Genomic DNA, 21,807 nt, shown 5'->3' with positions numbered 1-21,807 from the left:
GTCGACGCCTACGCTGCTGCGCGTCACCCCTCATCGAGGTGACACCACCAACTGGAGAGCTGGATGCGGGAGAACCGCCCGTCCAGTTCGGAGGGAGGGGGGGACGAACACAATCGTCTCTCCCTACCCCTATCAGGCTCGACACCGATCAGACAGTTGGCAACGTGACCCGCCCTGGGATCGCCGGGCTCCGGCTCGGCCTGCGGTCCTGACGGCGGGACACCCCTGGGATCGCCGGGCTCCAGCCCGGCAATTAGCGATGCCGCCCCCGGGATCGCCGGCTCCTCGACTTCGCTCGTTGAGCTACAGTCGAGGTCTCGCCGTAGCGCCTCGCGCGGAGGCGGACAGCCCGGCTCGAAGAGAGGCCACGCTGGAGCGTGGCGATCCCAGGCTCGACACCGATCAGACAGTTGGCAGCGTGACCCGCCCTGGGATCGCCGGGCTCCAGCCCGGCTCCGGATCTAGCCACGCTGGAGCGTGGCGATCCCAGGGAAGACGCAGCGCCTAATGCCCGAGGCTGGCGATCCGATAGAATCCGTTCCGATGCAGCGCGGCGATTCTTGGATTAGTCTCGGCGACAGTCCTCAGGCGTGGCGCTCGCGCGGGTACTTGCCGCATTTCGATTCCGAACGCGTCGTCCAACACGTCACCTTCCATCTTGCAGACAGCTTGCCTGCCGATGCGCTCGCTCGTCTCAATGTCGAGGTCGCGACGAACGCGTCTGCATCCCGTGACACAGAGCGGCGGCAGAGAATTGACGACTGGATAGACGCCGGGCATGGCAATTGTCTGCTTCGCGCGCCACGCGCGGCTCAACTCGTGCAGGACGCGCTGCTGTTTTTCGACGGCGAGCGGTACACCCTCTACGCCTGGGTCGTGATGCCGAATCACGTTCACGCACTGTTCCAGACGACGGCCCGCTGGGAGTTGGCTCGCATCGTCGGATCTTGGAAGTCATTCACCGGTAGGCGCCTCGCGAAGTTTCCGGAGGCACTTGCGGGACCGGTGGCGAGCGGTCCCGTATGGCATCGGGACTACTGGGACCGTTTCATCCGAGACGAGCAACACTTTCACGCTGTGCGGCGCTACATTCACGACAATCCGGTCAAAGCGGGATTGGTGAGTCGTCCGGAAGATTGGAACTGGAGCAGTGCCAGGCTGTCTTCCGACTCCCGCGCCGTGTAGGCCACGTCCGAGGGTGGCGAGCCCAGAGGTGTCACGCTGCCAGGACTGCGGGCCGGGCTGGAGCCCGGCGATCCCAGGCTCGAGACGGCACCTGATGCAGCCACACGCCCCGCGGTGACGCTTCAAGAAGTTGCCGTTGCGACAGCCGTTCTGCTGGATAATCCCCCACGAGGACCGTCCCGAGGAGGCATGACAGAGATGACGCCATCATTCCGCCGCCGTCACTGGACCCGCTTCATGTTCGCGCTCGCCCTGTGTGCCGGCCTGGCGGCCGTCCAGGGTGCATCGCGCGCGGGGCTTGCAGGCGACCCGCCGGACCCGCGCCTCAACTGGTGGCGCGAGGCGCGCTTTGGCCTGTTCATCCACTGGGGACTCTACGCGGTGCCGGCAGGAGAGTGGAACGGGCGCACCGAGTACGGCGAGTGGATTCGACATACCGCGAAGATTCCGATTGGCGAGTACGAGAAGTTCCGTGACCGGTTCAATCCCACCCGATTCAATCCCGACGAGTGGGTCCGCCTCGCCAAGGCGGCGGGCATGAAGTACATCGTCATCACGAGCAAGCACCACGACGGCTTTTCGCTGTTCGATTCGAAGGAGACCGACTGGGACGTGATGGCGACGCCGTTTGGCCGCGACATCCTGAAGCAACTGGCAGCCGCGTGCCAGCGCGAGGGACTCAGGCTCTGCTTCTACTACTCGATCATGGACTGGCACCATCCGGATTACGTGCCGAGGCGGGATTGGGAACAGGCCTCGCGGCCGGCGGCCGGGGCGGATTTCGAGCGCTACGTGCGGTACATGAAAGCGCAGTTGAAGGAACTGCTCACCGGCTACGGGCCCATCGGCGTGCTGTGGTTTGACGGTCAATGGGAGGGCACATGGACCAACGAGCGCGGGCGCGATCTCTACGACTACGTGCGCGCGCTGCAGCCGTCGATCATCATCAACAACCGCGTGGGCCGTGCCGGCGGCGATTTCGGACTCAATCGCGACCAGGGGCTTGTCGGCGACTTCGGCACACCGGAACAGGAGATACCTGCAACCGGGGTGCCCGGACTCGACTGGGAAACCTGCATGACGATGAACCGGAACTGGGGCTACAACCGGGCGGACAAGGACTTCAAGACCACAGAGGACCTGATCCGGAAGCTTGTGGATATCGCATCGAAGGGCGGCAACTTCCTCCTCAATGTCGGGCCGACGGCCGAGGGCGAATTCCCGCCCGAGAGCGTCGATCGCCTCAAGGGCATCGGCGACTGGATGCGTGTCTACAGCCAGTCCATCTACGGCACCAGCGCGAGCCCGTTTCCATCGCTTCCCTGGGGCCGATCGACCGAGCGCCGCCTCGATGCGAACATGACGCGGCTCTACCTGCACATCTTCGACATACCCGCGGACCGCGTGCTGGTGGTTCCGGGGTTGCTGAACGAGGTGAAGGCCGCTCGCTTCATGGGAGAGACCAGGGCGCGGACACTCGCCGTCGAGCGGCGTGGCGACGATGTGCGAATTGCCCTGGAAGACACGCCGGCCGGAGCGATACCGTCGCCCGATGTCGTCGTGGAACTGGATATCGCGGGCGAGCCGGATGTGACGATTCCTCCGTCGATCGAAGCCGACGCGCCCATCTTCGTCGACGCGCTCAACGTGCGCGTCTCGACCGCCCGCCGCAACGTGCAACTGCGCTACACCGTGGACGGCAGCCAGCCGACAGGGGCGTCGCCGGTCGCGACTGGCGCCATCACACTAACGCAATCGGCAACCGTGCGCGCCCAGGCCTATCGCGGCTCCACGCCGGTGAGCCGCGTGACCGACGCTGCCTTCACGCGCGTCACACCGCGCCCGGCGGTGCGAGTGACCGGTGTTGTGCCTGGGCTCGGCTACACGGTCGTGGAGGGCGACTTCCAACGGCTGCCAGATTTCGATGTGGCGAAGCCCTCGCGCTCGGGCGCGGTCGCGACGTTTGATCTCACGCCCCGCACCCGCGAGATGCAGTTTGCGTTCGAATTCCAGGGGTTCATCGACGTGCCGGCGACGGGCGTGTACCACTTTTACGTCAGATCGGATGACGGAAGCCGGCTCTGGCTGGATGATGTGCTGGTCGTCGATAACGACGGTCTTCACAGCTCCCGGGAACGCTCGAATGCTGTGGCGCTCGACAAGGGGCTCCACCCGCTTCGGGTCGCGATGTTCGAGCAATCGGGCGGGTTCGAACTAGGCGTGTCCTGGAGCGGACCCGGCATCCAGAAAGAGCCCATACCTTCCCGCGTGCTGCGGCGCAAGTAGCGTCGCCGCGTGATACCCTTGAGCCGCACGCGATGACGGCCTTTTCGCGCATCCTCCTGACCGGGGGCGGCACCGCCGGGCACGTGAACCCGGCACTGGCGATCGGACGGGCGCTCGGCGATGAGCGCACGGCGTATCTCTATGTCGGCGTGCGGGGCCGCGCCGAGTCCGACGTCGTCCCACGCGAAGGCATCCCGATTCGCTACGTCCGGGCGTCGGCCTATCCGGGGGCTCGCCCGTCGCCGCAGTGGCTCCGTTTCCTGGCCAACCTCACCCTCGGAACCCTCAAGGCACTTTTCCTCGTTCGGGGTTTTCGGCCCGACGTGATCGTCGGCACGGGCGGATTTGCGTCGGCGCCCGTGATGTTCGCCGCGTCGCTGCTGAAGCGGGCGGGCCTCTGCGATGCGAAGGTGTACGTGCACGAGCAGAATGCCACGCCGGGAAGGCTGAATCTGCTCGTGGGCCGCCTCGCGGATCGGGTCTTTGTGTCGTTTCCCGAAACGCTTGCGGCGTTTCCCGCCAACGGCATCGTGGCCGGTTACCCGCTCAGGCGGCGCATCCAGGCGATCGAGCGCGACGCGGTCCGCCAGTCGCTGGACTTCGCGGTGCCTGCCGGCCGCACGGTCGTGTTCGCGTTTGGCGGTTCGCAAGGCGCGCGCACCATTAATCAGGCCGTCGTCGATGCCCTCGGATCGCTGCTGTCGCACCGTGACAGGCTCTTCATCATCCATGGTACCGGCCTGAGAAAATCCGGCAGCGGCTACGACGCGGGCCAGGCGACGACCGAGCGGCTGCGCGCCCGGTACACCGACGAACAACGTCGCCAGATCGAGTCGTTCTACGTGTCGCGACCGTTCTTTCACGAGATCGAACGGGTGTACGCGCTGTCGGATCTGGTGGTCGTGCGTGCGGGAGCGGGCACGCTGAACGAGATCGCGTCGCTCGGGCTGCCGGCGATCGTCGTGCCGAAAGCAAACCTGCCCGGCGAACACCAGGTGATGAACGCGAGGGCGCTCGCCAGGACGGGCGGGGCAGTCGTGCTCTACGAGGAGACCCGCGAGCGCAACGGCACGCTGGTTGAGGAGTTGGATGGCGGTCTGCTCGCCGCCACGATTCTCGACGTGGTCGAGCCGGCGCGCCTGCGCCAGATGGCGGGCGCGGTGCGGCGATTCGTGCAGCAGGATGCCCTCGACCTCATTCGACGTGTTGTGGCCGGTGAGACGATCGACGCGACACTGGTGGGCAGGCCGGCGGACGCGCCGCGTGAGTCTGGCGCCAGCCTGCTGTCCAACGCGGCGCTTCTCAGCAAACTCGAGCGCGCCCTGGGCGCCAGAAAGCACGACTACCGGATAGAGCGCGAAATACCGCCAGCCGATGACCGGGCCTATTACACGAGCCGCGCCGCCACGCTGCTTGTCAGTCCGCGGTGGGAAAGCCGGAATCTGGGCGTCAAGCTCGTCGGCCTCTTGCAGGCGCGCGACAAGCTCCCGTTGGTCGTCGCCCTGCTCCAGGACCGCCGTCCCGCCTCCTGGTACAAGCGGATGTTCGGCGGCGATTTTGAACAGGTGGGCTTCATCCGCCGCAACGCGCTCACCTGCATTGCGCGCCTCGGGGTTGTGACGCCAGCGGTCGAAGAGATCCTGGTGGCCTCATTCACCGATCCGTACTACGAAGTCCGGAGCGAGGCCGCGCGAACCGCGGCCGCACTTGATCGGTCGTTTGGCGACGAGGCGCGGCGTCGGCTGACCGCGTCGCTCATCGGCTTGTTGCGGGATTCGTGGATCGAGGTGGTCGCAACCTCTGCCGAAGCCCTCGGCACGATCGGCGGGCAGGACGACGCGCTGCCGGCGCTGATTGAATTGCAGAACTACCGGTACTGGGTGGTACGGGCTGCCGGCCTGCGGGGCTTGCTGTCATTGGTCGAACGCGGACGCGCGGGCGATCTCGCCGAGCTTGAACGGCAGCTTCGAGGATTCGTGCTGACCGCCACGGACTTCCGGCCGGAATTCACCATTCGCAGTTCCTACGCGGGCGTCCTCGACGCCATCGCACGACAAAGGAGTTCGGGCACATGATTCACCTGCTCGGACATCTGCTCGAAGGCGGCTACCGCGCCTGGTCCATTCTCAGGCTGCTCGACTACTTGTCAGTGCGCGCCATCGCGGCGTCGATGACGGCCTTTCTGCTGGTGCTCGCGCTCATGCCGCGATTCATCTGGTACCTCCACCGACGGGGGCTCGTTGACCAGGTGCGCGAGACGGGCGTGCCGTCGTCTTTCGACAAGGCGGGCACTCCGGTGATGGGCGGCGCCGTCATGGTCGGCAGTGTGCTGGCCGCATCTCTAACCTGGTGCGATCCGACGGACCGCTACGTGTGGAGCGTACTGGTCGGCATGGTGTGGTTCGCGCTCATCGGCTTGAGCGATGACGTGGCGAAATGGCGGGCCAGGTCAGGCAATCGCGGCATGAGCGAGGGGCGGAAACTGCTGCTGCAGGGCGCGTTCGCCGGGTTGTTCGTCGTGTTCCTGGCCAGCCCGTGGTCGCCGCTGCCCGCGAAGGAGGCCGGGGCGTTTTACGTGCCGTTTGTGAAAGCGGCGCTCTTCAACTCGCTGTGGGTCTACCTGCCCATCGCGTTCTTGTTCGTCGTGCTAGTCGGCAACGCCGTCAACATCACCGATGGGCTCGACGGTCTGGCGATCGTGCCGTCGGTGCTGGCGGTGTCGACCCTGGGCGTGTTTGCCTACGTCATGGGCAGCGCGGTCTGGGCCCACTACCTGTTTTTCCCGCACCTGCCTGGCGCCGGCGAGTTGATCGTGGTGTGCGCCGCCTTTGCCGGCGCCGGGATCGGGTTCCTCTGGTACAACGCCTATCCCGCGCAGATCTTCATGGGTGACGCTGGCTCGCTCGCCATTGGCGGCTGCCTGGCCACGCTCTCGGTCGTCGTCAAACAGGAAGCGCTCTTCCTGATCCTGGGCGGCCTGTTCATTGCCGAAGCCGTCACCTCGCAGGTCCAGGACAAGGTCGGCATCAAGTGGCTCGGCCGACGGCTGTTCTACCGGGCACCGCTGCACCATCAGATGCAGCACACCGGGCTGGCCGAGACCAAGGTCGTGATCAGATTGTGGATTGTGTCGCTGATTCTCGCGCTGGTGTCGATTGCGACCGTCAAACTGCGATAGTGTCCCATCCGGGACTCCTGCTCGACACGTGGAGGCAAGTACCATGATCTCGAAGCGGTATGTGGTGTGGGTCGTGCTGGGATGTGCGCTGGCGATCACGGCAACGGTGTCGACCGCGTCGGTAGCGGCCCAGCGATCGGCAGCCCGCGGCGACGTGACGGCCGCATCCGTGGCGGCCCAGCGGTCGGCCGCTCGCGGCGACTTTACGGCAGCGTCGGCGGCGCGTTTCGCCAACCTCGCTCTCGCGTGCGTGCACAAGGAATATCCCAATAAGATTGCGCACGTGTTGAACGGCGATGCCGACGTGCGGGCGCCCCACCAGCTGACACCCGTCTTCTACGGGTGCTACGACTGGCATTCGTCCGTGCACGGGCACTGGCTCCTGGCGCGGTTGGCTCGCACATTTCCCACGGCGCCCTTTGCCGAGCCGGCGAGGCAGGCGCTCGCCACCAGTCTGACTGCCGCCAACATCGCGGGCGAGGTGCAGTACCTCAATGGCGCGGGACGGACCAGCTTCGAACGTCCCTATGGCCTGGCGTGGCTGCTGCAACTGGCGGCCGAGTTGCGCGAATGGGACACGCCGCAGGCGAGAGCGTGGGCCGCCACGCTGAAGCCTCTCGAGCAGGCCGCCGCCGCGCGCATCAAGGACTGGCTGCCAAAGCTGTCACGGCCCATCCGGATCGGCGAGCACGACCAGACAGCCTTCTCGTTCGGGCTGATGCTCGACTGGGCGCACATCGCCAGGGATCAGCAGATGATCGATCTGCTGACCTCGCGCATCGCGACGTATTACGGGAAGGACCGCAATTGCCCGTTCGCCTACGAGCCGTCCGGCCAGGACTTCCTGTCGCCCTGCCTCGCGGAGGCCGACCTGATGCGCCGCGTGTTGCCGCGATCAGGCTACGGCGCCTGGCTGCAGGCCTTCCTGCCCGTGATTCCCGTGAACGGATCGGCGACATGGCTCGAGCCAGCCGTTGTGACCGATCCCGGCGATCCGAAGCTGGCGCATCTGGATGGCTTAAACCTCAGTCGGGCGTGGATGCTCGATGGCATCATCACGGGCCTGGCGCCATCCGATGCTCGTCGCGCGTCTCTCCAGGCGGCGGCGCTGCGGCACCGCACGGTGGGACTGAAGGCCATCACTGGCGAGCACTACGAAGGCGGGCACTGGCTCGGGAGCTTCGCCGTGTACCTGGTGACCGCCCGCGGGCTCACCACGGGTGGACGCGATGCCAGATGAACAGCGAGACGGCGACGAGCACGGCCCCGACGCCGACGGCGAGGAACCAACCCCACATCACCGGCAGGCAGGCGAGAAAAATCCCGACAACCACCACGAGACCGCCGATATCCCCGCCGACCGGAATCTTGGCCATGTTGATCTGGGGGTTTGCGGGCAGATGGCTCGGGATGCCAAGCTCGGTCCGGACGCGCCCCTGGCGCCTGTGATCGGCAATGGCCAACCCGCCAGCGATGAGTCCGCCGCCAATCAGCACGAACCCGAGCCATTGCCAGAGCCACGCATTCCAGATCCAGTCGGTCATCTTGGCCTCCTTACTCCCAAGACGGCATCGGGAGTGTTTGCCGAACGGGCGGACGACGGGGGCTTAGCGCTGGAGGCCGGGGCTTCAGACCCGGCAATCAGGATCCGGATCACTCCGGACTCTTTGGGTCGCCAAAGGCTGCGAACCGTCGAATATCCGGCGTGCCGGCGCTGCGCATGATTCGGAGACGCACCGCGTCGACGACGGTTGGCGCGATCCGATCGATCTTCTTGTGGCCGATGGCGGTTCCTGACGAGATGCGCTGCCACGCTCCTCGCACCTGGCCTTCGACCACGTACTCGCGCACGCGCTCACCGCCGGCGAGATTCTCCATCATGACCACGTGGTCGATGGGCGTGGGCGCCTTGAGCGTGAGTGTCAATGCGGTGCCCGCGCCGCGCGTTTCCCCGACGGGTGTGCCCAGCCGGCGCCGGATCGTCTCGCCGAATTCCGCGGCGCGCTGCGCGTCGGCTTCGGGCATCAGGCCCGTCCGGTCGGGCGTGAGGTTGAGCAGCAGGACGGCTCCGTGGCCGACGCTCCTGTAGTACATGTCCATCAACTGGTCGACGCTTTTCAGCGTCCGGGCGTTATCGGTTCGCCAGAACCATGTGGCACGGATGCGCGCGTCGCACTCGATCGGCAGCCACCGGTTGCCGCCGAACATGCTCTGCGCGGCCGTGTAGTCGCCCCATTTCACGCCAGGGCTCGGGTCGTTCACGGCGTTCCATGCCGGGTCCGGCGCGATCCCGTCCTCGTTGCCCACCCAGCGGATTGAGGCTTGCGGCCCCTGGAACACCACAGCATTCGGCGCGTGCTTCGCCAGGATGTCGCCCACGTCGAAGATCAGATTGCCGTCGAACCACACCTCGGCCATCTCGCCGTACTTCGACAGGACCTCGACCAGTTGCGTGCGAAAGAGCGCGTCGTAGGCCGATTGCTGCGACGGATCTTTGGCGCGGCCGCCGACGGCGACGCCGTGTTTCCTGTCCTGCGGCGACAGGTAGATGCCGAGCTTCATCCCGCGTGAGCGGCACGAGGCCGCCAGATCCGCCAGCACATCGCCCTTTCCGCCACGCCATGGTGTGTGGCGCACGCCGAAATCCGTCGTCTCGGTCTGCCACCAGCAGAAGCCGCCCTCGTGTTTCGCCACAAAGACGATGTACTTCGCCCCCATCGATTCGGCGACACGGACCCAGCTGTCGGTATCAAGTTTCTCGGGGTTGATGGCGGCGAGTGGCGTCGCGAGGTTATCGGATTCCGAATCCTGCCACGTTTGCGGCGCGATGTGAATGAACATCCCAAGTTCGTCATCGTGCCAGGCGAGCTGCTGCGGAGACGGCCGCGCCGGCGATTCCTCAGTGGGCGAAACCTGGCGAATCACCTTTCCGGACAGGGCAACGACGCAGGTGAGGCTGGCGATGATGGCCATCCAGACGACGACACGAAGACGCTTCATGCGGCGGATTGTATACCCTCCGCCGGCCGACGGCCGGGCTGGAGCCCGGCGATCCCAGGCGAGCGCTAGTTACGCAGGCTTCGCTCTCTCGGCACCGAATCCCAAATCCCGAATCCCGAATCCCGAATCCCTATGACATAATCCGCGGGGTGCGCAGAGAATCACCCCCGGAGTGATTTGTTGTTCAGCGGGATCCGGAAATCACTCCGGGAGTGGTTTTCTCACGCCGAAGCGGATCCGGCGGCGTCTGATTCGGGCGAGGCAGCATGAGCGACATCTTCAAACATCTGCTGGTGATTGGGCGGCCGGCGTGCGGCAAGTCGGAGTTCATCGATTTTCTGAAGCACGCACCCGAGGACATGCGGCGGCGTCGATTGCACATCGGCCGCTTTGAGGAAGTCGACGACTTCCCCTGGCTCTGGGAGAAGTTCCAGGACGACGTGATCTGGGAGAAGGCCGGGTACGAGCGCGTCTACACGCAGGAATACATGCCGGGCAATCCGGGCATGGCCCCGAAAGGCGCCAGGCTCTTCGACTGGTGCATGCACAAATTCAACGACGTCATCGGAAAGCAGTATCTGGGCAACGCAGATGTCTATCGCGATGCGACGCTGCTCATCGAGTTCTCGCGAGGAGGCCGCGACGGCTTTGGAAAGGCGCTCGCCACGCTGGATCGGCGGATTCTCGAGCCGGCCGCCATCCTCTACATCCAGGTTTCGCGCGAGGAATCCTGGCGGCGGAATGTCGCCCGCTACCAGGAAAAGCTGAAGCACTCGATTCTGGCGCACATGGTGCCCCGCGAAACGTATGACTTCTTCTACGACGTAAACGATTGGGAGACGCTGACGGGCGGCCAGCCGTCAGGCGCGATTGACGTCAACGGCTTGGCCGTGCCATTCGTGTCGATGAACAACGAGCCCGAATCGACCGACCCCGTCGTGCTCGAGGGGCGGTACGCCGAAGCGCTTAGCCGTCTCTGGGAGTTGCGGAGCGCACGGCGATGACGAGCGCTCGACCCGCGATCTTCGAACACCTCTTCGTGCTGGGCCGTCCGGCCGGAGGCAAGAGCGAGTTCATCGACTTCATGAAGAAGCTGCCAGCTGACGAACGCGCGCGCGGCTTCGGCATTGGCCGGTTCGAAGAGGTGGACGATTTTCCCTGGCTCTGGGAGGCCTGTGTCGAAGACGATGCCCGCGAGGGGCGTGGCGAAGCGCGACTGGTGTCGGAGCGGACGCGCGAGGGCTACAACATCACGAAGCCGAAGTTCCGCGGCTCGCTTGTCGATCACTTCAACCGCGCCATCGCGGCGAAGGACCTCGCCAAGCCGGCGTTCTATGCGGATGGCACGCTCCTGATCGAATTCGCGCGCGGGATTGACGACGGGTTTCGCGAGAGCCTGGACAGATTCCGGCCGGACATTCTCCAGCGCGGCGCCATTCTCTACATCAAGGTCTCGTTCGAGGAGTCGTTCCGGCGCAATTCCTCCCGCTACAAGCCGGGACAGGAAGAATCAATCCTGTTCCACAAGGTGCCCGACCGCGACATGCTGGGGTTTTTCCGCGACAACGACTGGGACACCATCACGAATGGTGCGCCCGACGGCTGGCTCGACCTGGCAGGTGTGCGCGTGCCGTTCGTCTCCATGTCGAATGAACCCGAATCGTCCGATCCGGGCGTGCTGCGCGATCGGTACGCGCGGGCGCTGGGCCAGCTGATGGACCTGCGCCGGTCGACAGGCTCAGTGGCCTGATCGCCCTTTGGGCAGGACGTTCCACAGCCGCGACATCAGCCATGCACCCGCCAGCGCGAACGGGATTGGCACCCAGTGCCACGCATCCCATCCCCAGTTCGTAGTGACGTAGCCGGCGGCCACTCCCACAAACGCACTGGCCAGGTACTGCATGCCGTCGAACAGCCCTGCAGCCGTGGCCGCGGCCTTCCGGCCGCCGAAGTCCATGGAAGCGGCACCGCCAATCATCCCGTGGGCCCCGTTGACGCAGAACGACAGCGCCACCAGGCAGCAGGCCGCCGCGATCGGGCCCAGATGCATCATGTCGGACAGGCCGAAGAGCGCGAGGACGACGGCCATGCCGATGAATCCGAAGGTAATGACCGGCGCACGGCGTCCGCCAAACGTGCGATCCGAGGAAATGCCAAAGGCGAATCCTCCGGCCATGCCGGCGAGGGCAATCCCCCAAATCGCGATGATATAGGGGAGATACGTGGCAAACAGGGCCTTGTCGGCGCCGTGGAAATCGACCAGGTATTTCGGCCACCACGCATCCACCCAACTCCGGCGCACAATGCCCACCATCATCGATCCGGCGGCAATCGTCCACATGGCGGGCGATGCAAACACCTTCCGAATGATGTCCCGGACGGCGGGAGCCCGATCAGAAGGATCCGTGTCATCCCCGGTATCAAATTCCCCGAGACCGGCATCCTTGGGGGTATTCGCCATCCACCGCAGGTTGACCAGGAAGAACAGCGCGACACCCGCGCCTGGAATCCAGAACGCGTAGGGCCACGGAAGGAACAGGAAGATGAGCGGGACGCCCTGGAACGCGAGCAGCAGGCCGAAGCGGATCAGCACGCCGAACACGCCGGCAAAGGTCCCACGTTCCCGGACGTGAAACCACTGCGCGTTCACCTTCACGATCGACAAGGCGCCGAACGACTGGAAGTACCCGTTGATGCCCCAAACGATGGCCATCAGCGTGAGCAGCATCCCACTCGACATCCCGAAGTTCAACACTGCGGGCGTCACGACATGATGCTGGAGGCCGGTTCCCGCCCACGCCGCCGGCGACGCCACCCCAAGGCTCGCCAGCCCGAAGAGCACGTTCATCACGATCACGCCCACGGCGCCGAACAGGAACGCCTTCTTGCCGCCGATTCGATCGGCGATGGGCCCGTTCAGCACGACGCTCAGCCCATAGACGAGCGGCATCACCGTTTCGAAGACACCAAGCTCCGTGTTCTTCCAGCCAAGGGTGTCCGCCATGTACGACGCGGCGGCCGAGAAGTTGTACCGCGTGGCGTAGAAGAACGCGTAGAGCATGCCAAGCGACAGCCAGTTGATGGCCCGGCGGCGGCGGAACTCCGCGCTGAGTTGAGGACGTTCGAGTGTGGTGGTGTTCATGGTCGGCAAGGTGATGTCATTCGGCCGGCTCGCGGCGCGCGCGCCTGAATTCGAGCCAACGTGACGCGAACGGCGAATTGGCTCGACAGACTGTACTCGTTCCCGATATCTTCGACAAGCGATCGGCGGCCCGGTCGATCGGAGACTCGCCAGACGCCATGTTCACCGTTGATCTGCACCGACATTTCGAGGCTGGGCTGAGGCCGGAGACCATCGCGAAGCTCGCTTTGCGGCATAGCCTGACCGACGTGCGGACGCGATCGGGCGTGGTCGTTCCGGGTGTCGACCCGCAGAATCCGGAATCGATCCGGCGGTACTACCGCGAGATCGCGGCGGGCTTTGGCCGCCCGGACGGTTTCACCCGCTTCGCCGATTCCTTCGGCCTGCCGTTGTCGGTGCTACGCACACTTGAGGATCTGGAGGAAGCCGCGTTCGACCAGGTCGTGGATTGCGCCGATCACGGCAGTCTGCATACCGAACTGCGCGGATCGCCATTCAGCTACCAGGAGCACGTCGACGCGCCCATCGAGGAAATCGCCGCTGCGCTCGTCCATGGCGTCGATCGCGCCTGGCGCGAGCGGCGCGCGAGCGGGACATTCCTGATCGCGTTCAGCCGCCAGAAGGGATTGGCCGGTGCCGCCGCCGGACAGGCTTGCGGGCAGGCGCCCGCGGTCGCTGAGCTCGCCGCCAGGCTCCATCGCTCGGACCGACCGGTCGGGCTCGACATCGCGGGCTTTCCAGAAACATCGTTTCCGCCGCGCCTGTTCGAGCACGCGCTCAGCCCCGCGCGTGAGGCCGGCGTGCCCCTCACCGTGCACGCCGGCGAACAGGGACGACCGCCCGGGTACGAGGCGGCGCCACCCGCGCTCATCGTCGAGGCCATCGAGTCTCTCGGCGCGCGGCGGATTGGCCACGGCACGTCGCTGGCGGCCTCGCCCGAGGCACGTCTGCTGGTTCGTGAGCGCGGCGTCGCGATTGAGAGCTGCCCGGTGTCGAACGACCGCATGGGGTTCGTGCCGCTCGCGCAGCATCCGCTCCCGCTGTTTCTCGAGGAGCAGTTGCTCGTGTCGGTTGGCACCGACGACCCGCTGATGTTCGGCCCGTTCACCGTGGCCGAGACGTGTGACATGATGGCCCCCGCGCTGGGACTGGGAGGCGCATGGCGGCTTCAACTCACCAGCAATGGCATCCAGTCGGCGTTTGTCACCGACCAGCGCCGTGCCTGGCTGTGGGCACGGTTCGAAGCGGCCGGGGCGGCCGCGGCGTCATCCGCGATTTAAGGATCCGGGAAACCCGCCGACTGTACAAGTGGCGGTCGTATTCTGCCTCCGTGATGGAGTCTGGTCATGGCCATTCCTCCGCGTTTGATCGACGGCATTCATCGGCTGGACCCCCTTCCGGCGACCTTGCAGCGGCTGATGCGTGCGCTGGATGACGAGGATGCCGGGGCCTACGTGATTGGCGAAATCGTCCAGTTCGACCACGCGGTTGTGTCGATGTTGCTGCGTGTGGCCAATTCGGTGGCGTATGGCGGCTGGGTTCGCACCGAATCGGTGCGCCAGGCGGTGACGCGCATCGGCAAGGCGCGGGTGGTCGACCTCATCATGGGCGACCACATCAGGAAACTGCAGGGCGCCGCGCCGATGTTCGACCTCAGCGAAGAGGATCTGTGGCTCCACTCGACGGCGGCGTCACTGGCCGTGCGCGCCGTCGCCCGTGAGTGTCCACAGGCGGGACTGACCGAGTCGGCGGCGATCGCGGGGCTCGTGCACGATGTCGGCAAGCTCGTGATGGTGCGCTACCTCAAGGCCGATGTGTCAGCGTTGCTCGCCTTGCGTGACGAGCGGAAGATCACCTTCGTGCAGGCCGAACGGGAGCTGTTCGGCTGCGATCACGCGGAGGTTGGCGGGGAGATGGCCAGGCACTGGGGGTTTCCGCCGGAAATCCAGGAGGCCATTGCGCGGCACCACGAGGCGCCGATCGAGAACTCCACGCCGCTGCTCGATGCGGTGATCGTGGCCAACCTGGCGGCCAAGTCCATCGGGGCGGGGCTTGGCGCCGAAGGGATGGACATGATCGTCGACGACCGTTGCCACTTCCGGCTGAAGCTCGACTTCGCGGGCTTCTCGCGCGTGTGCCTGGCGACGATGTCTGGCCTCAAGGACGTGGCGACAGCCTACGGCGTCACGATGAACTGAACTAGCGCGTCTCCTGGTCGGACGCGTGGCCCTGCAGCGCTTCCCACTGACTCATCAGGTTGCCGACGTCCCACATCAACTTCTGGTGCTCATCGATGATCGGTTTGGACGTGTCTCGATTGTCGTAAAACCCGGGCGCGGCCATCGCGGCCTCGATCGCCTTGATGCGGCCTTCGCGGTTGGCAATGCGACTCTCGAGTTCGGCGATACGATCGCGCAGCACCTTGCGTGCCCGGGTGAGCTTTCGTGCCTCGGCATCCGCCCGCTTTCTCGCCTCGTACCCGGCGGCACGATCGATCGGTGCGGCGGGAGCCAGACTCTTCGGTGGCGCGGAATGTCTGTCCGGTCGGGGCGCTGCCTCTGCAGCAGGCAGAGAGCGTGACGGCGCCGGGCCCTTCGATGCCGGCTTGCGCCCGATGTCCAGCGGGTCCGGAAGCGCCGGCGTCTGGCCCGCATGCGTCCGGCTCCAATGAAACTCCTCGTACGTGCCAGGGTAGAGCAGCGCCAGGCCCTTCCCGATCTCCACGACCTTGGTCGCCAGCTTGTCGATAAAGTACCGATCGTGCGAGACGACGATGAGCGTGCCGCCGTAGTCCATCAGGGCATCGAGCAGCACGTCCTTCGAATCGAGATCGAGATGGTTGGTGGGCTCGTCGAGCAGCAGCGTGTTGGACGGCTGCAGCAGCATACGCGCCACGGCCAGTCGCGTCCGTTCGCCGCCCGACAGCACGCCAACCCGCTTGTACACGTCGTCACCCGAAAAGAGAAAGCCGCCGAGGATGTTGCGAATCATCGGCACCATGTTCATCGGGGAATCGGACGACAGTGTCTCGTAGACGGTGAGATCCGGGTCGAGCCGCGCCGCCTCGTCCTGCGCGAAGTACTGCATCACCACCTGATGGCCCAGGGTCCGCTCGCCCGCGTCGGGGGGCTCCACACCCGAGAGCAGACGCATCAGCGTGGATTTGCCCGCGCCGTTCGGACCGAGCAGCGCGAGGCGATCGCCGCGCTCGATGTGCAGATTCGCGCCGGTGAAGACGGTGGTCGTGCCGTAGGCCTTGGCGGCATCCTTCAGGTCAAACACCATCCGCCCGCTCTTCTCGCAGGTCGGAAAGTGGAAGTGCACACGCTTCCGCTCGGGCGGCACCTCGATGGGCGTCACCTTCTCGAGCAGTTTGATCCGGCTCTGCACCTGTGCGGCCTTGGTCGCCTGGTAACGGAACCGATCAACGAACATCTTGATCCGCGCCACCTCGTCATCCTGCCGGCGCTTGGCGTCGCGCAGCCGCTCCATGCGGGCTTCGCGTTCGGCGAGGTAGTGCGAGTAGTTGCCAGGGTAGTCGGTGAGCGTGCGCAGATTGATGTCGGCGATGCGATCGACGACGGCGTCGAGGAAGAAGCGATCGTGCGAGACCAGGATGACCGCGTGGGGATAGTCGTTCAGGTACTCCTCGAGCCAGTTGCGCGCGTCGAGGTCGAGGTGATTGGTCGGTTCGTCGAGCAGTAGCAGGTCCGGCCTTTCGAGCAGCAGTCTGGCGAGCGCGATTCGCATCTGCCATCCGCCCGAGAAGGTTTCGGTGGGCCGGTGGTAATCGGCAGGGCCGAAGCCGAGACCCCGAAGCACGGTGTCGATCTTCAGATCAATCGTGTATCCGTCGTGCAGGCGAAACCGGTCCTGAAGGTCGCTGTAGCGGTGCAGGATCTCGTCGTGCTCGGAGACCGGCACCAACGGGTCCGCGAGGCGATCTTCGATCGACAGCATCTCGGATTTCGCGTCGAGCAGCCACTGGAACGCCAGTGCGGCTTCTCCGTAGAGCGTGCGGCCTTCGTGCGTCAGGCCGTCCTGGGGTAGATACCCGACACGCGTGCCGGATGGCTTGGTGATGGCGCCCGCGTCGGGCTCGTCCAGGCCGGCCAGCATCCGGAGCACCGTCGTCTTGCCGGCGCCGTTCGGGCCGCACAGGCCGACCCGCTCGCGGTCGGACACCTGCCAGGTGACGTCCCACAGCAGAACGCGTTCACCAAAGGCCTTTGTCAGGGATGAGAGCTGGATCATGAATGAGGGTGCGGACTGCCTCGCCAAACGTCTTCGCGCGCCGTAAACAACACTCTACTACACGCGGATGTCTCGTCGTCTCACCACGGTGAGTGACCCAACGACCCGCGCCGGTTCCCCCTGGCAGTGGATGTGACACATCAATAGTACTTTATAGACCAGTAATCAAATGACGTTAATACCGTATATGTGTCATAAGATACCGTAGCAGGTCATTAAATCCATTACTTACAGCGAACCCGAGCCATTCTCGAGGCCAACGGATCTTGTGGCGGTTTATCGAGGGATTCTGGCGTTTCGGGACACCGTGTCCAGGAATTTGACACTGTCACTGTATGGTTTTGTAACACGCCAGGTAGCTTCTGAGGGGGAACTTCCCGCGAATCCGCGTTGCCGTCATGCAGGTTTGTGAGACAAATCTGGTGGGTTGGCGGCCTATTCGCCAAGCGCCTTCGCGATAGTCCCCAGGATCCTGGCGATCCGGAACGGCTTGGTGAGATACCCGGCCACCCCGAGGTTGGCCGCCTCAATCGCGCTGGCCTCGGTCGAGAACGCCGTCATGATGATCACCGGCAGCGTCGGCACCAGCCGCCGTGCGTCGCGAATCAGCGCCAGTCCGTCCATGCCGGGCATCTTGAGGTCGGTGATGAGCAGATCGAACGCGCTGGTCCGGATCAGGCCGAGCGCCGCACGGCCATCCGGCGCTTCCTCCACCTCGTACTCCGCCAGCGCCAGTGTCTTGGTCATCAGTTCGCGAATGGCGGCCTCATCATCCACCACCAGCACACGCGGGCGTCGCGTCGATACACGCTCGCCACCCGATGGCGTTCCCACTGCCGTGGGCTCAGCGGCAGGCAACGCCGTGGTCTGACTGTTCAGCCAGCGATCGATATCTGCTTTCCGGAAACGCCACTGCCGCCCGACCCTCACGGCCGGGATCTTCCCGGCCTTTATCAGCCGGTACACGGTGCGCAGATTGACCTGAAGGTACTCGAGAACTTCTTCGCTGGTGAGGAAGACGTCGTCCATGTGCGTCGATGGTGCTTACCGTATCACCGTTTGGATGACGGCGCTGCCGGAAGGTGCACGGTGAACACGGCCCCGCCGCTGCCTCGCGGAGCCGCCACGACGTCGCCGCCATGCTCGCGGATGATGCGAAGCGTCATCGTCAGTCCGAGACCGCTTCCCACGTCCTTGGTCGTGAAGAACGGATCAAAGACGCGCGGGAGCACGTCGGGAGCGATCCCGGAGCCCGAGTCTTTGACTTCGACCGCCACCAGTTTCCGGCTCGCCGAATACGACGACCGGACCTCGATTCGGCCCGCCCGTCCCTCGAGCGCCTGTTCGGCGTTGAGAATCAGATTGAGAAACGCTTGCTGGAGAAGCACCGCATCGCCAGCCACCTTCGGCACCGATTCCGACAATCGTCGCACCACCGTGATCTTCGCGCGGCGGCAGGCAGAGGCTCTCAGGGCCAGCGCGCGGCGCAGGGCCGCGTTGACACTGACCGGACGCTGCACCACGTGCCCGGAACCAGCCAGCACCAGCAGGTTGCGAACAATCCGTGCGGCGCGATCGGATTCCCGGTAGACCAGGCGCAGTCCACTCGAGACCATCGCCGAGAACCTGTGTGAGCGCTGAAGCAATTCAACGTGGCCAAGCACCGCCTGCAACGGATTATTGAGCTCGTGCGCGATGCCGGCGACCAGATGCCCCATCGCTTCCGATCGCGCGAGCCGCTCCCTGAGCGCGGCCCGCTCGGCCCCGAGCCGGCGTTCCTCGGACACATCGCGGGCGACCACGACAGAGCCCAGCAGCGACGGGTTCTTATCGGCCAACGGCGTCACCGTCACCAGGAATGTCCCGCCCAGCACCGCATCTTCGATTTCTGCGGTGCGCGCCGGTCTCTGTTCGCCCTCGCCGTCGTCGGGCGTGGCCAGCCATTCGGCGAAACTCGGGCCGACCATCGCGGAGATCGGGTGCCCAACCAGTTCCCCACGTAACCGATTCAGGCGGCGCACCACGGCCTGGTTGACATGAGAGACGCGGCCATCGTGGCCGCACACGAACACATGGTCGCGCATCGAGTCGAACGTGTTCTCGAGTTCGCGCCTCGTGCGCAGCACATCGTCCAGCAGCTGAGTGCTCTCGATGACGTTGGCCAGCTGGTGTCCCAGGCCTTCGACCAGATCAAGCGTCTGCTGGACGTCTCCCGGATGCACGCTGAGGCCCTCGATCAGCAGGACCCCCAGGGCACGGCGGCGTCCCTCCAGCGGCACCGCCACGGTGGCGGCGCCCGTGCCGCCGTCGGGTGGAGCACCGACAAATCGCGCGCATGGCTGGCGGAGCGTTTCCGCAACGACGTGTTCGGTGTCGGAGGTCAGTACGCAGACCACGTCTCCAGGAACCAATCGGTCGGATGACACCATCCGGTCAATCTTGCGGCCAAGGCGATCATGCAGCCACAAGTCGACGCGCTCTGCATCCATCGCCCGCGCGACATCCGTGCAGAAATTCTCGAATCGATCCAGCGGGATCGTGGGCGTCCCGCTTCGGCCAAGCTCCACCAGTAGCCCCTGAAGGTCGTGCTGCAGTGAGGCCTCGTGCCGCATCCGCGCGCGAACCAGCGTCAGGCCGATTGCCTCCGCACATTCGACGACGCGGTCGGACCACTCAATGGCAGGGACGGCAGCGGGCAGGCCGAGCACCAGCAGCCCAAGCGGCTGCCCCGCGTGGATGACGGGGGCCAGCACGACGGCCGCTGTTCCGAGCCGCCGGGCCAGCTCGGGTGCCGTCCTGGAATTGAGTGCCACCTGTCGCACACGGCCCGACGACAGGACGTCTGCGACCAGCGCGGCGTCGTCTTCCTCGTCGAACCAGGTGTGCTGGTGCTGTTCGTCGTCTGTCGGGTCCGCGGCCTGATGAAGTTGACCCGACCGCGCGTCAAGCTCGAGCAGCACGGTCATGGTTGCGCCTGTCGCCGCGGCAGCCCGGTCGCGCAATGCCGCGACCACATCGGTCAGCTGGTCGGATCGTGCCAGGAGATTGATGACCGAACCGGCAGAAAGAGGAGCGTGTTCCAAAGAAACAGAACCCTCGCTTTCAGTGGCGGATTCGACCCCGGCAGCGCGTGCGGGGCGCGGTTGGCGGGATTTTACCCCGAACACGCGCCTCCCAGGCTAACAGATTCCTCGCGAATGGTTTAGCACGCCTATAATCGATGAATAACGGTCTATACGCACGGCGCCAGACTAGCGCTCCCATTCCTGCGTCTAACTGGATGAGCGGGAACGATATCCCGGCGCGCAGGCAGGATCAGGGAGCTGAGACGCGATCGCCAGGCATGACGGTAACTGACGAGGAACTGGTCGCACGCAGCGTTGCGGGCGACACGGACAGCTTCGACCAGCTCATCCTTCGCTGGGAGCGGCCGATCTACGCCCTGGCGTACCGGCAGATCGGTCGCGAGGACGATGCGCGGGACGTGTGCCAGGAGGCGTTTCTCCGGGCTTTCCGTGCGCTGCCCGGTTTCAAGGGCCAGGCGAAATTCTCGTCGTGGCTCTACCGCATCACGCTGAATCTCTGCCGCGACTGGATGCGACGCCAGCGGCGCGCGCCGTTCGTGCAGGTGCCGGAGGGCATGGATGTCTCCGATTTGGCGGCGGCCGAGGCCAGCCCGTCCGAATCGATCGAAGACGTGATCGACCGCAAAGATCTCAGCCGGCACATCGCGAGGGCGATGCAGACTCTGCCGGAAGAGCAGCGCTCAACGATTCTGTTGAAGGAGTATCACGACCTGACGTTTCAGGAAATTGCCGAACTGCAGGGATGTCCGCTGAGCACCGTCAAGACGCGCTTGTACCAGGGGCTGACGGTGCTTCGGCGGGAACTCGAGCGGTGCGGTGCGGTGACAGCGACCCTGGTGGGTGGACGATCATGAGCGACCGACGATTCTGCGGCAATGTTGATGTGCTGATGTCGTACCTCTACGAAGAGGACGACAGCCTCGAACGCCAGGCGTTTGAAACGCACCTGGCCGGTTGTGAGGCCTGCGCCGGGGAAGTGAGCGCGATGCGGGCCGTGCGCGGCGGTCTGGCCGCGTGGGCGCCCCCAGAAACGGTGCTCGACTTCCGCATCGTGCGCGAGCCGGAATCAAGGCCCAGACGCTTTGCCTGGGTTTCGATTCCCCAGATGCCGGCATGGGCACAGTTTGCGGCCGCCTCGCTGGTAGTGGGCGTGGCTGTCGGGATCTCCGGGTTGGAGGTTCGCTACGACCAGCAGGGATGGACCGTGCGCGCCGGCTGGAGCAAACAGGTGTCCGCGCAGACGGCGGTCGCTGCTCCGTCGGGCGTGCAGCAGGCCTCGACGGCAACCGACGCGCCGTGGCGCGCGGAGCTGGCGGCGTTTGAACAGAAGCTGCGGACCGAACGTCGCCCGGCTGATGCCGGTGGGAGCGACCCGGGCGTACGGCAGGCGTCGAATGCTGGTCCGAGGCAGCCGATGAGCGACCAGGCATTCATGGCGCGTGTGCGCGAGTTGATCGACGCGAGCGAGACGCGGCAGCAGCGCGAGATGGCCGTGCGGATTTCGCAGGTGATGCGCGACTTCGACACGCAGCGCCGCACGGATCTGACCCGGGTGGTCAACGGAATGGGGGCGCTCGAAGGACGGACCGGCGCCGCCGTCGCGGAGCAGCGCGAACTGCTCAACTACCTCGTGCGGGTCTCGCAGAAACAGCAGTAGGTCGGATGGACAACGCGAG

At 65.3% G+C, this 21,807-nt stretch carries 17 protein-coding genes; 11 read left to right on the top strand and 6 right to left on the bottom strand.

Features of this window, described 5'->3' with window-relative positions; translation table 11 throughout:
* Window positions 1-543: 543 nt before the first annotated feature.
* The 5 genes from NT151_08600 to NT151_08580 all read left to right on the top strand — a co-directional run bounded on the left by NT151_08600 (window position 544) and on the right by NT151_08580 (window position 7,889).
* Window positions 544-1,185: a transposase gene (locus NT151_08600; GenBank protein ID MCX6538978.1), complete on the top strand. Its 642-nt coding sequence runs from the start codon at window positions 544-546 to the stop codon at window positions 1,183-1,185.
* A 198-nt stretch (window positions 1,186-1,383) separates the two neighbouring features.
* Window positions 1,384-3,471, top strand: coding sequence for an alpha-L-fucosidase (locus tag NT151_08595; protein ID MCX6538977.1), 2,088 nt, complete (start codon window positions 1,384-1,386; stop codon window positions 3,469-3,471).
* A gap of 32 nt (window positions 3,472-3,503) precedes the next feature.
* Complete coding sequence (locus NT151_08590) at window positions 3,504-5,546, top strand: glycosyltransferase (GenBank protein MCX6538976.1); 2,043 nt, start codon at window positions 3,504-3,506, stop codon at window positions 5,544-5,546.
* Window positions 5,543-6,649 carry a phospho-N-acetylmuramoyl-pentapeptide-transferase gene (mraY, locus tag NT151_08585; protein MCX6538975.1) on the top strand — a complete coding sequence of 369 codons (1,107 nt, stop codon included), beginning with the start codon at window positions 5,543-5,545 and terminating at the stop codon, window positions 6,647-6,649. The genes NT151_08590 and mraY overlap by 4 nt, the downstream gene beginning before the upstream one ends.
* 43 nt (window positions 6,650-6,692) lie before the next feature.
* Window positions 6,693-7,889 (top strand): DUF2891 domain-containing protein, encoded by a 1,197-nt coding sequence (locus tag NT151_08580; protein MCX6538974.1) that lies wholly within the window; start codon window positions 6,693-6,695, stop codon window positions 7,887-7,889.
* Here the strand turns inward: NT151_08580 and NT151_08575 are convergent.
* Together NT151_08575 and NT151_08570 are read right to left on the bottom strand one after the other, a co-directional pair.
* On the bottom strand, window positions 7,861-8,193 hold the full coding sequence (locus NT151_08575; GenBank protein ID MCX6538973.1) for a hypothetical protein: 333 nt from the start codon (window positions 8,191-8,193) through the stop codon (window positions 7,861-7,863). The two genes, NT151_08580 and NT151_08575, sit on opposite strands and share 29 nt — an antisense overlap.
* A 109-nt stretch (window positions 8,194-8,302) precedes the next feature.
* On the bottom strand, window positions 8,303-9,649 hold the full coding sequence (locus tag NT151_08570) for an alpha-L-fucosidase (protein MCX6538972.1): 1,347 nt from the start codon (window positions 9,647-9,649) through the stop codon (window positions 8,303-8,305).
* Between the two features lie 266 nt (window positions 9,650-9,915).
* Here NT151_08570 and NT151_08565 point away from each other — a divergent pair, with 266 nt between their 5' ends.
* Together NT151_08565 and NT151_08560 are read left to right on the top strand one after the other, a co-directional pair.
* The gene (locus tag NT151_08565) at window positions 9,916-10,653 is read left to right on the top strand and encodes a hypothetical protein (protein ID MCX6538971.1); all 738 of its coding nucleotides are present in this window, start codon (window positions 9,916-9,918) and stop codon (window positions 10,651-10,653) included.
* Window positions 10,650-11,399 carry a hypothetical protein gene (locus NT151_08560; GenBank protein MCX6538970.1) on the top strand — a complete coding sequence of 250 codons (750 nt, stop codon included), beginning with the start codon at window positions 10,650-10,652 and terminating at the stop codon, window positions 11,397-11,399. The genes NT151_08565 and NT151_08560 overlap by 4 nt, the downstream gene beginning before the upstream one ends.
* Here NT151_08560 and NT151_08555 read toward each other — a convergent pair.
* Complete coding sequence (locus NT151_08555; protein ID MCX6538969.1) at window positions 11,388-12,791, bottom strand: MFS transporter; 1,404 nt, start codon at window positions 12,789-12,791, stop codon at window positions 11,388-11,390. The genes NT151_08560 and NT151_08555 overlap by 12 nt on opposite strands.
* Before the next feature lie 77 nt (window positions 12,792-12,868).
* Here NT151_08555 and NT151_08550 point away from each other — a divergent pair, with 77 nt between their 5' ends.
* On the top strand, window positions 12,869-14,071 hold the full coding sequence (locus tag NT151_08550) for a hypothetical protein (GenBank protein MCX6538968.1): 1,203 nt from the start codon (window positions 12,869-12,871) through the stop codon (window positions 14,069-14,071).
* A 66-nt stretch (window positions 14,072-14,137) separates the two neighbouring features.
* On the top strand, window positions 14,138-14,989 hold the full coding sequence (locus tag NT151_08545) for an HDOD domain-containing protein (protein MCX6538967.1): 852 nt from the start codon (window positions 14,138-14,140) through the stop codon (window positions 14,987-14,989).
* Window position 14,990: 1 nt separating this feature from the next.
* On the opposite strand, the gene NT151_08540 is transcribed toward NT151_08545, so the two are convergent.
* The 3 genes from NT151_08540 to NT151_08530 all read right to left on the bottom strand — a co-directional run bounded on the left by NT151_08540 (window position 14,991) and on the right by NT151_08530 (window position 20,128).
* A complete protein-coding gene (locus NT151_08540) occupies window positions 14,991-17,045 on the bottom strand; it encodes an ATP-binding cassette domain-containing protein (protein ID MCX6538966.1) in 2,055 nt (684 codons plus the stop codon).
* A 435-nt stretch (window positions 17,046-17,480) separates the two neighbouring features.
* Complete coding sequence (locus NT151_08535; protein ID MCX6538965.1) at window positions 17,481-18,074, bottom strand: response regulator; 594 nt, start codon at window positions 18,072-18,074, stop codon at window positions 17,481-17,483.
* 23 nt (window positions 18,075-18,097) lie between these two features.
* The gene (locus NT151_08530) at window positions 18,098-20,128 is read right to left on the bottom strand and encodes an ATP-binding protein (GenBank protein ID MCX6538964.1); all 2,031 of its coding nucleotides are present in this window, start codon (window positions 20,126-20,128) and stop codon (window positions 18,098-18,100) included.
* 260 nt (window positions 20,129-20,388) lie between these two features.
* Between NT151_08530 and NT151_08525 the strand changes: the two genes are divergently transcribed.
* Together NT151_08525 and NT151_08520 are read left to right on the top strand one after the other, a co-directional pair.
* On the top strand, window positions 20,389-20,985 hold the full coding sequence (locus tag NT151_08525; GenBank protein ID MCX6538963.1) for an RNA polymerase sigma factor: 597 nt from the start codon (window positions 20,389-20,391) through the stop codon (window positions 20,983-20,985).
* A complete protein-coding gene (locus tag NT151_08520; protein MCX6538962.1) occupies window positions 20,982-21,788 on the top strand; it encodes a zf-HC2 domain-containing protein in 807 nt (268 codons plus the stop codon). Before NT151_08525 ends, NT151_08520 begins: the two co-directional genes overlap by 4 nt.
* Window positions 21,789-21,807 lie beyond the last annotated feature (19 nt).

The organism is Acidobacteriota bacterium, from assembly GCA_026393675.1.
Lineage (GTDB): Bacteria > Acidobacteriota > Vicinamibacteria > Vicinamibacterales > JAKQTR01 > JBAXOX01.
Note: the sequence above shows the minus strand (reverse complement) of the source record. Positions and strands in the feature narration are given on the sequence as shown.

Bases quoted from the DNA above. Each gene is read 5' to 3' on its own strand.
- NT151_08600 (MCX6538978.1), top strand. From the start codon at position 544: ATGCAGCGCGGCGATTCTTGGATTAGTCTCGGCGACAGTCCTCAGGCG.
- NT151_08595 (MCX6538977.1), top strand. From the start codon at position 1,384: ATGACGCCATCATTCCGCCGCCGTCACTGGACCCGCTTCATGTTCGCG.
- NT151_08590 (MCX6538976.1), top strand. From the start codon at position 3,504: ATGACGGCCTTTTCGCGCATCCTCCTGACCGGGGGCGGCACCGCCGGG.
- mraY (MCX6538975.1), top strand. From the start codon at position 5,543: ATGATTCACCTGCTCGGACATCTGCTCGAAGGCGGCTACCGCGCCTGG.
- NT151_08580 (MCX6538974.1), top strand. From the start codon at position 6,693: ATGATCTCGAAGCGGTATGTGGTGTGGGTCGTGCTGGGATGTGCGCTG.
- NT151_08575 (MCX6538973.1), bottom strand. From the start codon at position 8,193: ATGACCGACTGGATCTGGAATGCGTGGCTCTGGCAATGGCTCGGGTTC.
- NT151_08570 (MCX6538972.1), bottom strand. From the start codon at position 9,649: ATGAAGCGTCTTCGTGTCGTCGTCTGGATGGCCATCATCGCCAGCCTC.
- NT151_08565 (MCX6538971.1), top strand. From the start codon at position 9,916: ATGAGCGACATCTTCAAACATCTGCTGGTGATTGGGCGGCCGGCGTGC.
- NT151_08560 (MCX6538970.1), top strand. From the start codon at position 10,650: ATGACGAGCGCTCGACCCGCGATCTTCGAACACCTCTTCGTGCTGGGC.
- NT151_08555 (MCX6538969.1), bottom strand. From the start codon at position 12,791: ATGAACACCACCACACTCGAACGTCCTCAACTCAGCGCGGAGTTCCGC.
- NT151_08545 (MCX6538967.1), top strand. From the start codon at position 14,138: ATGGCCATTCCTCCGCGTTTGATCGACGGCATTCATCGGCTGGACCCC.
- NT151_08540 (MCX6538966.1), bottom strand. From the start codon at position 17,045: ATGATCCAGCTCTCATCCCTGACAAAGGCCTTTGGTGAACGCGTTCTG.
- NT151_08535 (MCX6538965.1), bottom strand. From the start codon at position 18,074: ATGGACGACGTCTTCCTCACCAGCGAAGAAGTTCTCGAGTACCTTCAG.
- NT151_08525 (MCX6538963.1), top strand. From the start codon at position 20,389: ATGACGGTAACTGACGAGGAACTGGTCGCACGCAGCGTTGCGGGCGAC.
- NT151_08520 (MCX6538962.1), top strand. From the start codon at position 20,982: ATGAGCGACCGACGATTCTGCGGCAATGTTGATGTGCTGATGTCGTAC.